A 14,069-nucleotide genomic window follows, 5' to 3' on the forward strand; every position below is an offset into this window, starting at 1 on the left:
TTAAGTATATCACGTTTTATTTCACGTGCCCCTCTAAAAAGACGTTTGAAAAAGCCTCCATTTGTTGGAGGCTTTCATGTCTTAAGGGTATAAACGGTTTAATAATCTTGGGAAAGGAATGGTTTCACGCACATGCGGCGCTCCGCTAATCCAAGCAACTGTACGTTCAAGTCCAAGACCAAAACCTGAATGCGGCACAGAACCATATTGTCTTAATTCTGTATACCATTTGTAAGTTTCCTGATCAAGCCCATGTTCATTCAATCTTGCTTCAAGAAGCTCTAAATCATGAACACGCTCAGAACCGCCAATAATCTCTCCGTAGCCTTCTGGTGCAATCAAGTCTGCACAAAGGACAACATCTTCACGATCAGGTGCTGGCTGCATATAAAACGGTTTTAATGATGTTGGGTAATGAGTGATAAACACTGGTTTATCATAGCTTTCGGCGATCGCTGTTTCGTGAGGCGCTCCGAAGTCATCTCCCCATTCGATATCATCAAAGCCTTTTTCCTGCAAGAATTTAATCGCTTCATCGTAAGTGATGCGCGGGAATGGTGCTTTGATATTTTCTAATTTTGCTGTATCACGGCCTAGTGTTTGCAGCTCCACTTTACAGTTTTCAAGTACACTTTGAACAACATGAGACACATAATTTTCTTGATACTCAAGGTTTTCATTAAATTCGACAAAAGCCATCTCAGGCTCGATCATCCAAAACTCAATTAAATGACGTTTTGTTTTAGATTTTTCAGCTCTAAATGTTGGGCCAAATGAGAATACTTTTCCGAGTGCCATTGCCGCAGCTTCCATGTAAAGCTGACCACTTTGAGAAAGGTATGCATCTTCATCAAAATATTTCGTAGCAAACAGTTCCGTTGTGCCTTCAGGTGCACTTCCAGTTAAAATTGGCGGATCTACTTTCACGAAACCTTCTTGATGGAAGTATTCATATGTAGCACGAATAATTTCGTTACGGATTTTCATAATGGCATGCTGTTTTTTAGAACGAAGCCATAAATGACGGTGATCCATTAAGAATTCTGTTCCATGCTCTTTTGGTGTAATTGGATAATCTGTCGCTTCATGAATCACTTCAATGGATTTCACTTGCAATTCAAAACCTAGCGGTGAACGCTCATCTTTTGTCACTTGACCTGTTACATAGACAGATGTTTCTTGAGTGACTGATTTCGCAAGCTTAAAGACTTCCTCTTCCACTTCTGCTTTTACTACGACTCCTTGAATAAAGCCTGTCCCGTCACGCAGCTGCAAAAATGCAATTTTTCCGCTTGAACGTTTATTGGCAATCCATGCGCCGATGGTTACTTCTTGATCGACGTGTTTGAACACTTGATTAATCGTTGTTTTCAACATAATTCCCTCCAAAGCCAGAAAGAAACTCACCTTTAGACAGGTGTGAATCTTTTTTCATACATTTTATTATAACCGTTCTAAATCAGCATGGTCAACGCAAGACAGGAGAAACTACGGTGTTAAATTTTTTTCCACGTGTCCTGTCGAGAAGTCGACATAGCTGAAGCTATATTGATTGTTCTCATTTAAGTATGTCACTTCCCAAAGAAGTACGTCACCTTCTCTCGCTAATTTGACTTCTTTTAGCTTAGAGACCGTGTTCTCCTTTTGAACGGCTTGTACTGCTTGATTCGAGGTAATACCTTCTTTTGCTTTTTTTGCGATCACTTTTTCTTTTTTGCTGGCAGGAACCCAAACGTAGGTCGTTTCATTCTGTTTGTTTTTCCCTTCAACAATAAATTGTTTTTCTTTCCCGACAAAGGTTTCCACTTGCTCCACTTGTACGATATTTGCTTGTTCTTTTGCTCGTTCAATCGCTGCTTCATGCCCTTGTTCTCTTTGCCCCATGGCAATTTGATAAATCCACGTAAAGCTGATGATGCCAATAAGCAGAACGAGAGCCACTACAGATGAAATAATCCAGACTATTTTTTTCATGTCAAGCTTCCCCTATGTGCGGTATATCGTAAATACCGCTTGATTTTGATCTTCTTGATCTAATGCTAATCCAAACATAAGATCTTCTCTTTTAAGCGTTCTGTTCAATAAGTCAACGATTTTGTACAGGTCTTCTGAATGCTTAATTTGAACAGTTGAAAGTACCTCTATTTTACTTTCCACTTCTAATTCCTCCTCGGTACGTAAATATTGTTAGTCATACTTTTCTGCACGGGAACCGATACTATTTTTACAACGGAACACAAAAAGCCGTTACGATAAATTAACTCCAAACCCACACCAGCTAAAGGCCGCTTATGACAGCGGCTTTTCGTTGTTAAGGTTTTCTATATACGCCTCAAGTGACTCTTTTGACATCTCGTGAACCGGCGCATGAGGGAGTGATTCTAAAAATAGTTTTCCATATGAAGCGGTTTTCACTCGGCGGTCTAAAATCAGCAATGTGCCTATGTCTTTTTCAGAACGCAGCAAGCGTCCAGCTCCTTGCTTAAAGGTTAACACAGCTTCTGGTAAAGCGACGGCTTTAAACGGATTTTTCCCTTGTTTTTTTGCTGCATCACATTTGGCTTCAATAAGCGGAGAATCAGGCGGCCGGAACGGAAGACGTGCCATGATGACTGTTGTCAGCTCTGAGCCCGGAAAATCAACACCTTCCCAAAAACTACCCGTACCAAGTAAAATGGCCTGTTTTGCTAATTTGAACATTTTCGTTAATTTTACGGGGCTTCCGCCTGTTAGACCTTGAGCAAAAAGGGCTGACTGCATCCCTTCTGTTTTTAGCTCTTCATAGACTGCTTTTAACATCTCATGTGAATTAAACAAAACCAATATTTTTGCATGCTGCTGCTTTTCCATGACCTTAATATATTGCGCAGCCTGCTTTACATAATCTCGTTCATCACGGTTTGTAATCGGCGGCATGTCTGCTGGAACAATGACCTTAAGCTGTTTTTCAAGTTCGAAAGGTGAATCAATTTGCACAAGATGAGGGTAAAAATCTTGCAGGCCAAACCGTTCCAAGCAATAATCAAAACGGTGATTAATGGTAAGCGTCCCTGATGTGAGGACAACACTCTTTTTGTTCATAAAGAAACGGTCAGCCAAAAGCTCCCCAGTATCTAACGGCTGTGCATGCATAAAGACAGCGTTTTTGGCACCTTTTGCATCAATTTCAATCCAAACCGTTTCATCGTTTTTCGGTTCAAAGATAAACCGGTACAGTGTACTGCAAAAGGTATGCATAAACGACATGACTTGGTCGTATTCCTCTGCTTCAAAGGCAAAGTGTTCTGTCAGCTGATCACTTTTTTGAAGAAGCTCATTTTTTTGCTGTTCATACAGCTTTTCACAAGCAATTAACAAGGAACAAAGCTTACTTGCCGTTTCTTTAATCCGTTTCCACTGAGCATGCTTTGAATGATGACGTACTCTATGAATGAGACGATTGATGTCGGCTTTTGGTTTTGTCCTTTTCACAAATGAATGGACGGTGCTAAAGAAAGCGTCACTTTCCATTTGAAGCTGATTGAGATACTCATCCATTTCAATAAAGGTGTCTGTCTGTAACCCAGCATGATGAAATCTCTTTTTCAGTTTCTTTAACAATCCGCCTTGCAAGGAGCCAAGCTGTGTTAACTTCGCGTGAAGCTGGATATAAGACGCGCTATCCCCTAGGGTTTCATTGGCTGTTTTCTCAAATTGATGGGCTTCGTCTATCACATATACGTCAGCATGCTGAAAGATAGACGATGCCTCCGTTTGTGATAAGAGCAGACGATGATTCGTTAAAATTAAATCTGCTGTTTTTGCCCTTTTTTTGGCGCGCTCATAAAAGCAATACTCTTTAAAACGGCGCTTTTTCGATGTAAACGGCATATGCACACAGGAAATGCGGTCTTTTATATTGGCAGCTCCTGACGGTAAATTCAGTTCAGATAAATCACCTGTTTCTGTTACAAGGAGCCACATTAAAATTTGCGCCTTCGTTAAGACGACATCATAGTTATCATCTTCCTCATGAAGCACATGCTCAAACTTATCTAAACAAATATAATGCGCCCGACCTTTAAATACACAGGCAGCAGGCTCAAACGGGAGCAATTGATTCAACATCGGCACATCACGCTGAAGCATTTGCTGCTGCAAAAGTATGGAATATGTACTAATAATGACAGGTTTTCCTGATTTCCTCGCTTCTAGAGCAGCTGGGATGAGGTAAGCGAGCGTTTTCCCAATACCCGGTGCCGCCTCAATTAATGCATAGGCTCTTTCATGAAACACATCTCTCACTTTATTCATCATTGTAAGCTGGCCTTCTCTTACCTCATAGCCTTCCACCGTTTGCGGAAGCTTCTTTTTGATTTCCTCAAACAGCTGTTCATCATCTTCACCTACTGAATGTGTCGCCCTACTGATAGGATTGGTGACATCTTTTACAGCAAAAGAGCCGACTTCCACCAAAGAATCTTCCCGGCTAGCATGACTTGTTTCAAGCTGCTGAATTAAAAGTCCTATATCACTTAGGAGATAAGAGGATAATCTGCGCAGCTGCTTCAGCACAATTTTCGGTGTATGTTTTAATTGATGTAATAAAGTTAAAAATAACATGGCAGTAACTTCCGCATCACTATCCGCCCTATGCGGGTGGTCATGTGGAAGCATGAGCTCTTCACTTAATTCAGTGAGCTTATAACCTTCAAGCTCAGGATAAAGAATTCTAGAGATCTCAACTGTATCAATTGCTAGCACATCCAGCTCATTTTTCCCGCATGCTTTTAGTTCATCATTTAAAAAATTCAAGTCAAAATGAACATTGTGCGCAACAAAATAAGCACCCTGTATGAGATCATACACCTCTTGGGCAATATCCTCAAAAAACACCGCATCCTCAACCATGTGCTGCTGAATGCCTGTCAGCTGTTCAATAAATCCAGGGATTGCTTTTCCCGGGTTCACATATTTTGAATACCGTTCGACAATTTGTCCATTTTCAATGACCACCGCAGCTATTTGAATGATTTTATCACCCTTTTTAGGTGAATTTCCGGTGGTTTCAATATCAACGACAACAAACCTTTGATCGGTCATAAAATGGACACCTCAATTCCTCGTTTCACCCTGAAGTGAAACACACTCTGGACAAAATAGATGAAACAGAACAGCCTCTCTTCTGAAACTGTTCTGTTTCCATGGAGCCTGCGTTATAAAATCGTTCTCGCAGGCTCTTGCCCAATCATTTGTTCAATTTGATTTTGTTTATTTAACACGACCACTTTTGGTGTATGTGTCTTTGCTTCTTCTTCTGACAGCATCCCATAAGCGATAATAATGACTTCATCCCCTGGCTGAACGAGTCTCGCCGCCGCCCCATTTAGACAAATGACACCGCTCTTTCTTTCGCCGGGAATAATATATGTTTCAAGTCTTGCGCCATTATGATTGTTGACAATTTGTACTTTCTCATTTGCCATCATACCTGCCGCATCAAGTAAATCTTCGTCAATTGTAATACTTCCCACATAATGTAAGTTTGCTTCTGTTACCGTTGCTTTATGAAGCTTAGATGTCATAAAGGTTCTATACATGTTTTTCACCGCTTTCAGGAACATGGAAAATCACATTATCAATCAGTCTTGCCCGTGAAAATTTCACCGCAATCGCCATAATGACTTGACCTGTTAACTGCTCAAGCGGCTCAAGTTCTGGATATGAGTAGATCTCAATATAATCAATTTCTCCGCACGTCTGAACAAGTTCCTCTTCAATCAGCTGGTATACACGACTGACATCACGTTCGCCTTTTTCAACAGCTGACCGGCCTTTTTTTAATGCGCGGTATAAAGCGGGTGCTTCTTGTCTTTCTTTTTCTGACAAGTACACATTCCTTGAGCTTTTCGCTAAACCGTCTTCTTCTCTGACTGTCGGTACAGATACAAGGTGAAGATCAAAGAAGAAATCCTTGATCATCGCATCGATCACAGCGACTTGCTGTGCATCCTTTAGTCCAAAGTAGACATTTGTTGGTGACACAAGATGAAACAGCTTTGTGAGCACAGTGACAACGCCGTCAAAATGTCCTGGGCGTTTTTTTCCGCATAAGACATCCGTCCGCTTTTGAACCGTCATCGTAATAGATGGTTCATTTTGGTACATTTCCTTCACATCAGGTGTAAATAAAATATCCACCCCTGCTTGTTCTGCAAGACGCTGGTCTCTTTCCATATCCCTTGGATAGGATTCAAAGTCTTCATTTGGTCCAAATTGCAAAGGATTGACAAAAATACTCATCACGACAATGTCATTTTGACCTCTTGCCTCTTTCGCAAGCGTCAGATGTCCTTCATGAAGAAAGCCCATCGTTGGGACAAAGCCGATGGAATGCTGGTTTTCTTGATGCTGCTTAATTAATTCTTTTAGCTCGTGAATATGGGTGACAACGTTCATTTTTTGATTCCCCCATATAAGCCATCAAGGACCTCTTCTTTAATATGAAACGTGTGCATGTCCTCTGGAAAGGTACGTGCTTTTACTTCTTTCGTATATTGAATGAGCGCTTCTTCTAAAACAGTATCAATTTGCGCGTATTGTTTCACAAACTTAGGTGTTCTAGACACCCCGTATCCTACCACATCATGGTAAACGAGAACTTGTCCGTCTGCCTCAGCTCCTGCACCAATTCCGATCACAGGAATCTTCAGCATGTCGGTAATTCGTTTTGTCAGTTCGCCAGGTACGCATTCCAGCACAAGTGCGATCGCTCCGGCTTCCTCACATTTCAAGCTGTCTTCAATCAATTTTTGAGCACTTTCGTGGTCTTTTCCTTGCACTTTATACCCGCCAAGTACACCAACTGATTGAGGTGTGAGGCCTAAATGACTGACGACAGGAATTCCGCCTCTTGTTAAAGCTTGAATGGATTCAAATACTCCATCTCCACCTTCTAGCTTTAAGGCATCGGCACCGCTTTCTTGCATGATGCGTGCTGCATTTTTCATTGTTTCTTCTAACGAATAATGGTAAGACATAAATGGCATATCAGTCACAACAAATGTGTCTTTTGCGCCTCTTTTCACTGCTTTTGTGTGATGGATCATATCATCCATCGTGACTTGAACTGTGGAATCTAGTCCAAGTACAACCATCCCAAGTGAATCACCAACTAAGATCATGTCGACTTCCGCTTTTTCCGCTTGCTTTGCAGCTGGATAGTCGTATGCGGTCAGCATCACTATAGGTTCGTTTTGTTCTTTCATTTTGAAAAAATCTAGCTTTGTCTTCATTTGTTCCTCCTCATTCTGGAGAGGAGATGGCTTGCCTCACATCACATGCTTTGATTTCTCATGTGCGGCGAATCATCCCTCTGTCCAAGTCCCTTAGGATCAAGGCAGAAATTTATCGAATTTTTCTTCCTAACAGGTACAGTTCTTTGCAGATACTGCCCACACGAAGTATATCAAAAATGTGCCGGGTGTTCCACTCAAGTTGACTTGATCTCAATGTCTGCGGAGTAGATTTTTTGGATACCGTCCTCCGTTTCAAGCAATAAAACACCTTCTTCATTGATGCCAAGCGCCTTCCCCGTATATTGCCCATTGACGGTGCGGGCAACAATATGTTGACCGATCGTCATCGCAAACGATTCCCATAATTGTTTAATCGGCGCAAATCCTTGCTTCATGTAATCGTCATACCTTTTTTCAAAAGTGGACATGATCTGTTGTATGAGTGCAGCCCGATCCACTTTTTCATTCAGTTCCATTCGCAGACTTGTGGCGACATCCTTTAGTTCATCCGGGAAGTCATCAGCTGTTTGGTTCACATTAATGCCCGGCCCAATGATGACCGCATGAACCTGGTCAGCTTCTGCTTTTAATTCAGTCAGAATGCCAACGACCTTTTTTCCATTCAACAAAATATCGTTTGGCCATTTAATAGATGGATTGAGTCCTGTTTGCTGCGCAATCGCTTCTGCGATGGCTACAGATGCCAAAAGCGTCATTTGCGGCGCTTTATGCAGCGGGATCTCAGGCCGGAGAATAAGACTCATCCAAATGCCTGTCCCATTTGGTGAATGCCACGTTCTTTGAAGACGCCCTTTTCCGTTTGTCTGATGATCGCTGACAACGATTGTGCCGTGGGGCGCACCTTCATTGACAAGATCATGGGCAATCAGCTGAGTGGAAGCGACTTCTTTCTGAAAGTAAATATGCCTGCCGAAACTCTCTGTTTCCAGACCAAACAGAATTTCGTCCTCACTAATTTTGTCCGGTTTACGAAGCAGACGGTATCCTTTTCTTCTAACTGCTTCTACCTCATACCCCTCTTTTCGCAAGTCCTCCATATGCTTCCACACAGCTGTTCGGGAGCAGCCAAGCTCATCACAAATCTGCTGACTTGAGACAAAATCCTGACTGGATGCTGTAAATAGTTCAATTAATCGTTTTCTAATTGCGGATCGCATGCTTTAAGCCACTCCTCTATGGCTTCTTTTCGGTTTTCTAAACGGTTTTGCAAAACGGCTTTTTTCACAAAATCAAGCTCCTCTGCAATCCATTTCCCAGACGGCTTTTGCCGAAAGGCCATTAAATCTTTTCCTGAAACAGCGAGGTCTTGGAGCTTTTTAATCGGAAGTGCATCATAAGAACGCTTCGCTGCCTCCAGCTCATCAAAGAAAATGCGGCGCTCATGTTTTAGCTGTGTGATCTTCAAACTAGATAAGAGCACGTGTTCACCAGCTTCAAACATGGTTTCCGCATCCCAGTCACAATCAACGTATTGACTAATAGCCACTGCGTCTTTCAAAAGCTTCGTTGACAGCTTCCATTCTTTTAAGAAGGCCGCAGCCTCCGCTTCATCTAGGCCGAGCAAATGGATGAAAGCCCCCCATACCTCTTCTAGTCCATCCAGTAAGTAATATGGAAAGGCTTGAAAGGATTCATGAAGACGCTCCTCTTTGAGACCTGGCAATTCTTCATATAATTTGGTTGAAATGAGTACTTGAATGCCCTTCTCACAATGACGGCCTTTTAAAAGCTTCTCCATTTCAATCTTTTTGCGCTCAACTGATATGTTGGCAAACAGATGCTTATCCTTTTTCATAGCTTCAGCCGTTTCATCAGCGAGTTCAAAGCCAAGCTGGCTTAAAAAACGGACAGCTCTCATCATGCGAAGCGCATCTTCTTGAAAGCGGCACGCAGGATCTCCTACGGTTTGAATTCGTTTCCGCTTAATATCCTGTTTTCCACCTACATGATCAATAATTTCCCCATTTATATCCATGGCCATCGCATTAATCGTTAAATCTCTTCTTAAAAGATCTTCCTTAAGCGACGTGATAAACGCCACTTCTTTCGGTCTGCGAAAATCTTCATATTCTGATTCCGTTCGAAACGTCGTGACCTCATAGCTGACACCATCATGCAACACAATGACAGTGCCATGCTCCTTACCGACATCTACTGTTTTTTCAAATAAGGACTCAACCTTATCAGGTGTTGCATCTGTCGCAATATCGATATCGCCGATTTCCCGTCCTAATAGAACATCTCTCACCGCTCCGCCGACAAAGTAAGCCTGATGCCCATGTTCGTGCAGTGTATGTAATATAGGGATCGCATGTGTGAATGGTTCATTCATCTTCATCATCACCTTCGATCAATTCTAGGTAAAGCTTCTCATATTCACTCACAATCTTATCAGAGGAGAAATGAGCCTGAACACTAGACTGAGCTGCCGCTGACACTTTTTCATGAAGCGCTTCGTCTTTCAGCAGAGACACTGCGTGCTTTGCTGCTCCATCTATATCGCCGAGCGGGACAAGAAACCCTGTTTCTCCATGTGTAATGACCTCTGGAATACCGCCGACATCCGTACCGATACAAGGGACACCGCATGCCATTGCTTCAAGAAGCACAAGCCCAAAGCTCTCCTTCTCCGAAAGAAGCAGCTTCAAATCACTTATTGAATAAAGCTCCTCAACCTTCTCTTGCTTGCCTAAAAACAATACGCGGTCTGTCAGTCCTAATTTTTTCACGAGTTCACATACAACCGATTTCTCAGGACCATCACCAATGAGCAGCAGCTTTGCCTGCACCTGTTCAGAAATCTTTTGAAACACATGAATCACATCATGCACCCGTTTCACCTTTCGAAAGTTTGATACATGGATGATGACCTTTTCGTTCGGTAAAAGACCATAATGTGTCTTTAACAAATCGTGATCTTCACGCAAATACACCCGTTCATCAACAAAATTATGAATCGTATCAATTTTTTTATCTGGTTTGATGAGATCGTACGTCTGCGCAGCTAATGAATGCGACACCGCTGTTACGCGGTCCGATGATTCGATGGCGAACCGGATCACTTCTTTTAATGATGGATCATAGCCTAAAACCGTAATATCCGTTCCATGAAGCGTCGTAACGACTTTCACAGAGTGTCCAGTCATTTGTTTGGCTAGAAACGCACAGACAGCGTGCGGGACTGCATAATGCGCGTGAATAATGTCAAGCTTTTCTCGTTTTGCGACTTCGGCCAATTTACTTGCCAGCGCAAGGTCATAAGGAGGATATTGAAAAACTGCATATTGATTCACATCCACCTCATGAAAATAAATATTCGGATATACTTTATTAAGCCTAAACGGAATGCTAGAGGTAATGAAATGAACATCGTGCCCTTTTTCAGCTAAACGTTTTCCAAGCTCCGTGGCGATAATGCCTGAGCCGCCGACACTTGGATAACAAGTAATTCCGATCTTCAGTTTTTTCATAATTACCCCCCAAGTAAGTCATCGTCTATCAAAAGTGGTTTCTTTGTGATAAACCCTTCTGCATAAGCTTTGTTGACTTCTCTTCCATACATAGACTCTCTCATTTTGACAAAATCAATATAACCGTTCACAAGAGGTGTCTCTACTGAGTTTGCCGATTTAACAAATTGGCTTTTATACGCGTGCAAGCTATCAATTTTTTGGTGCATTTCCTCAGAAATATCGATCACAAAATCTGGACGATGGTGCCCATTAATCATGTAATAATACATTTGGCTTATTTTATGCGCTGGCTGCTTGTATGAATCTTCAAATTTATGTATACCTGCAGAAAAAGCGGCCTCTTCTACAAGTGAGCCCGCATGGCCATGATCTGGATGCCGATCTTGGTGGTACGGAGCGAAAATCAGTTTCGGTTTGTATGTTCGAATCACGCCCGCAATTTCCTTCATCGCTTCATCATTTAGATACAGCCCTCTATCTGGCAGTGTGAGCTGGATTCTCGCTCTGACACCTAAAATAGCGGCGGCGGCTTTTGCTTCTTCTTTGCGGCTCTCTACCGTTCCATTTGAAGATAATTCGGCCTGAGTTAAGTCGCAAATCCCGACGCGCGCCCCTTTTTTTACGTATTTTGCAATCGTTCCGCCCATGCCGATCTCTACATCATCGCTATGGGCACCGAATGCAAGGATATCAAGTCGTTTCATTTGTTCCTCCGTTTTTTGCTACATCTCGAAAATCAAACGTACCTTTATTTAAATTCCTGACTAAAATTTCAGCGGTTCCCATATTGGTGGCTAATGGAATGGTATACACATCGCAAAGCCGGATGAGTGCAGATACATCCGGTTCATGCGGCTGCGCAGTTAGCGGGTCTCTAAAAAAGAGCACAAGATCCATTGCATTATCAGCAATTAAAGCACCGATCTGCTGATCTCCCCCAAGTGGTCCTGATTGGAAACGATGAATGGGAAGCCCCGTCGCTTCTTTCACTCTCAAACCTGTTGTCCCTGTTGCGTAAAGTGTATGATCTGCCAAAATATCACGATACGCGGTGGCAAACTGAATCATGTCACTTTTTTTCTTATCATGAGCGATTAAAGCAATGTTCATCAGGAATCCACTCCTTATTAGTCGATGATATTTTCTAAACCATAAACGAGCTGATCAATGTGCATGACCTGCTCTACTGAAAGCTTCACGCCTGACATAAAGGATGCACGGTTATAAGAATCATGACGAATGGTGAGCGTCTGTCCGTCCATTCCAAACAGCACTTCTTGATGTGCAATCATACCAGGAAGTCTCACGCTGTGCAGACGGATACCATCATAATCGGCTCCTCGTGCCCCTTCGATTAATTCTTTCTCTTCTGGATGTCCCTGCTTTTTGCTTTCTCTTACTTCTGCAATCATTTCAGCCGTTTTTAAGCCCGTACCGCTTGGGGCATCTAGTTTTTTATCGTGGTGAAGCTCAATGATTTCAACGTCAGGGAAATAATTCGCGGCCATTTTGGCAAATTTCATCATTAAGACCGCACCAACAGCAAAGTTTGGTGCAATAATACAGCCTATGCCCTTTTCTTCTGTTAATTGCTGAAGCTCTTTTAGGTCATCTTCTGAAAATCCAGTTGTTCCTACGACTGGACGCACGCCATGTTCAAGTGCTTTTTTTGTATGTACTTTCCCGATTTCAGGTGTTGTCAGATCAATTAATACATCTGGTGCTGTTTCTGAAAGACACACATCAATATCCGTATAAATCGGTGCATTAGATGTCGTATGAATCACATCAGATAATTTTTTTCCTTCATGCGTGTGATCAAGTGCGGCCACCAGCTCAAAATGGCCTGTTTCTTCCGCCAGCTTCACAGCCTCTATCCCCATTCTTCCTCTTGCTCCAGCGATTACTACTTTGATGGTTTCGTTTGTCATCGTCTCTACTTCCCTTCTTTTTTCGTCCAGCGGTCTTTATCTCTTGTATTGAATTTATGCATCACACGATCATGTGCTTCTTCTAGTGAAATATCAAGTGAATTAGCGAGGCATGTTAACACAAACAAAACATCGCCAATTTCTTCTTCCATGCTTTTTTCTGTTTCCGTTGTTTTTTTCGGCTTTTCTCCATAGTAATGGTTAACCTCTCTTGCCAGCTCCCCTAATTCTTCTGTCAGGCGGGCCATCATCGCAAGCGGGCTGAAATAGCCTTCTTTAAATTGTCCTATGTAATCATCTACTTCTTGCTGCACGTGACGCAGCGTTTTTTCTTTCGTCATGAAGCTCATCCTCCTATCCATCTCTTACATGTTAGCGAAATCATAAATATTTGACAAATGTTTAAGACTCAGTTTGCTTGTTTCTCTCCCATACCATATAATATTATCGCTGTCTAAGCAAAAAAAGGAGTGGTCTCTTGCTAAAAGAAATTCGTCTTAAAAATATCGTATTTATTTTAATAGGATCTGCGATTTTTTCTTTCGGTCTTGTTCATTTTAATATGCAGAACAATTTGGCGGAAGGCGGATTTACAGGTATTACACTGCTTTTATATTTTCTATTTCACATTGACCCATCTATTTCAAACCTTGTCTTAAACATTCCGATCTTTTTTATAGGCTGGAAAATGCTTGGCAGAACGATGTTTACTTATACAATTGTAGGAACAGTGAGTCTTTCTGTCTTTCTTGCCATCTTCCAGCGCTTTCAAATACATATGCCTCTCCAGCACGATTTAGCCTTAGCCGCCCTCTTTGCAGGTGTATTTATCGGAACAGGCCTCGGGATCATCTTTAAATTCGGCGGTACAACAGGCGGTGTGGACATCATTGCAAGACTGATCAACAAGCATTATCAGGTGGCAATGGGACGAACGATGTTCATCTTCGACGCATGCGTCATTACCATCTCTCTGACCTACTTAAATTATAAAGAAGCGATGTATACACTTGTCGCAGTGTTTGTTGCTGCGAAGGTCATTGACTTCATGCAGGAAGGCGCTTACGCTGCCAAAGGCGCCATGATTATCTCTGAAAAAGATGACATCATTCAAAAGAAAATCACGGATGAAATGGAGCGCGGTGTCACCATCTTAAAAGGGGTCGGTTCCTATACGAAACAGGAGCGCAACGTCCTTTATTGCGTCGTTCCGAAAAACGAGCTTGTCCACCTTAAAAGCGTCGTGACCTCAGTCGATCCTCATGCGTTTGTATCTGTCAGTGACGTGCATGATGTACTCGGTGAAGGCTTTACATTAGATGAACACAAAAAGCCGCTCAATCCGCATTAAAAAAGAAGCACCAGTT

15 protein-coding genes are annotated in these 14,069 nt (G+C 42.2%); 1 reads left to right on the forward strand and 14 read right to left on the reverse strand.

Features of this window, described 5'->3' with window-relative positions; all coding sequences use genetic code 11:
• Nucleotides 1-81: 81 nt before the first annotated feature.
• From asnS to AAYR28_RS10270, 14 genes are all read right to left on the reverse strand, one after another.
• Nucleotides 82-1,374 carry an asparagine--tRNA ligase gene (asnS, locus tag AAYR28_RS10205; protein ID WP_120208333.1) on the reverse strand — a complete coding sequence of 431 codons (1,293 nt, stop codon included), beginning with the start codon at nt 1,372-1,374 and terminating at the stop codon, nt 82-84.
• A gap of 114 nt (nt 1,375-1,488) precedes the next feature.
• Nucleotides 1,489-1,974, reverse strand: coding sequence for a cell wall elongation/penicillin-binding protein regulator TseB (gene tseB / locus AAYR28_RS10210; protein WP_024422779.1), 486 nt, complete (start codon nt 1,972-1,974; stop codon nt 1,489-1,491).
• A 12-nt stretch (nt 1,975-1,986) separates the two neighbouring features.
• Nucleotides 1,987-2,157 carry a YpmA family protein gene (locus AAYR28_RS10215; protein ID WP_065214698.1) on the reverse strand — a complete coding sequence of 57 codons (171 nt, stop codon included), beginning with the start codon at nt 2,155-2,157 and terminating at the stop codon, nt 1,987-1,989.
• Nucleotides 2,158-2,289: 132 nt separating this feature from the next.
• Nucleotides 2,290-5,082 (reverse strand): ATP-dependent DNA helicase DinG, encoded by a 2,793-nt coding sequence (dinG, locus tag AAYR28_RS10220; RefSeq protein ID WP_065214697.1) that lies wholly within the window; start codon nt 5,080-5,082, stop codon nt 2,290-2,292.
• Nucleotides 5,083-5,195: 113 nt separating this feature from the next.
• Nucleotides 5,196-5,579 (reverse strand): aspartate 1-decarboxylase, encoded by a 384-nt coding sequence (gene panD / locus AAYR28_RS10225; protein ID WP_024422780.1) that lies wholly within the window; start codon nt 5,577-5,579, stop codon nt 5,196-5,198.
• Nucleotides 5,572-6,438 (reverse strand): pantoate--beta-alanine ligase, encoded by an 867-nt coding sequence (gene panC, locus AAYR28_RS10230; protein WP_065214696.1) that lies wholly within the window; start codon nt 6,436-6,438, stop codon nt 5,572-5,574. The genes panD and panC overlap by 8 nt, the downstream gene beginning before the upstream one ends.
• A complete protein-coding gene (gene panB, locus AAYR28_RS10235) occupies nt 6,435-7,274 on the reverse strand; it encodes a 3-methyl-2-oxobutanoate hydroxymethyltransferase (protein ID WP_024422781.1) in 840 nt (279 codons plus the stop codon). Before panB ends, panC begins: the two co-directional genes overlap by 4 nt.
• Nucleotides 7,275-7,471: 197 nt before the next feature.
• Nucleotides 7,472-8,455 carry a biotin--[acetyl-CoA-carboxylase] ligase gene (locus AAYR28_RS10240; RefSeq protein ID WP_065214695.1) on the reverse strand — a complete coding sequence of 328 codons (984 nt, stop codon included), beginning with the start codon at nt 8,453-8,455 and terminating at the stop codon, nt 7,472-7,474.
• Entirely contained in the window at nt 8,428-9,630 is a 1,203-nt protein-coding gene (locus tag AAYR28_RS10245) for a CCA tRNA nucleotidyltransferase (RefSeq protein ID WP_120208137.1), read from the reverse strand. The genes AAYR28_RS10240 and AAYR28_RS10245 overlap by 28 nt, the downstream gene beginning before the upstream one ends.
• Nucleotides 9,623-10,768, reverse strand: coding sequence for an N-acetyl-alpha-D-glucosaminyl L-malate synthase BshA (gene bshA / locus AAYR28_RS10250; RefSeq protein WP_081124530.1), 1,146 nt, complete (start codon nt 10,766-10,768; stop codon nt 9,623-9,625). Before bshA ends, AAYR28_RS10245 begins: the two co-directional genes overlap by 8 nt.
• A 2-nt stretch (nt 10,769-10,770) precedes the next feature.
• A complete protein-coding gene (bshB1, locus tag AAYR28_RS10255; protein WP_046311596.1) occupies nt 10,771-11,475 on the reverse strand; it encodes a bacillithiol biosynthesis deacetylase BshB1 in 705 nt (234 codons plus the stop codon).
• Entirely contained in the window at nt 11,462-11,881 is a 420-nt protein-coding gene (gene mgsA, locus AAYR28_RS10260; RefSeq protein ID WP_034280445.1) for a methylglyoxal synthase, read from the reverse strand. The genes bshB1 and mgsA overlap by 14 nt, the downstream gene beginning before the upstream one ends.
• A 17-nt stretch (nt 11,882-11,898) precedes the next feature.
• Complete coding sequence (gene dapB / locus AAYR28_RS10265; RefSeq protein ID WP_034280443.1) at nt 11,899-12,702, reverse strand: 4-hydroxy-tetrahydrodipicolinate reductase; 804 nt, start codon at nt 12,700-12,702, stop codon at nt 11,899-11,901.
• 5 nt (nt 12,703-12,707) lie between these two features.
• The gene (locus AAYR28_RS10270) at nt 12,708-13,043 is read right to left on the reverse strand and encodes a nucleotide pyrophosphohydrolase (protein WP_024422788.1); all 336 of its coding nucleotides are present in this window, start codon (nt 13,041-13,043) and stop codon (nt 12,708-12,710) included.
• 137 nt (nt 13,044-13,180) lie between these two features.
• Here AAYR28_RS10270 and AAYR28_RS10275 point away from each other — a divergent pair, with 137 nt between their 5' ends.
• A complete protein-coding gene (locus AAYR28_RS10275; protein ID WP_024422789.1) occupies nt 13,181-14,053 on the forward strand; it encodes a YitT family protein in 873 nt (290 codons plus the stop codon).
• The last annotated feature ends 16 nt before the right edge of the window (nt 14,054-14,069 follow it).

It is taken from the genome of Bacillus safensis (genome assembly GCF_039619585.1).
Lineage (GTDB): Bacteria > Bacillota > Bacilli > Bacillales > Bacillaceae > Bacillus > Bacillus safensis.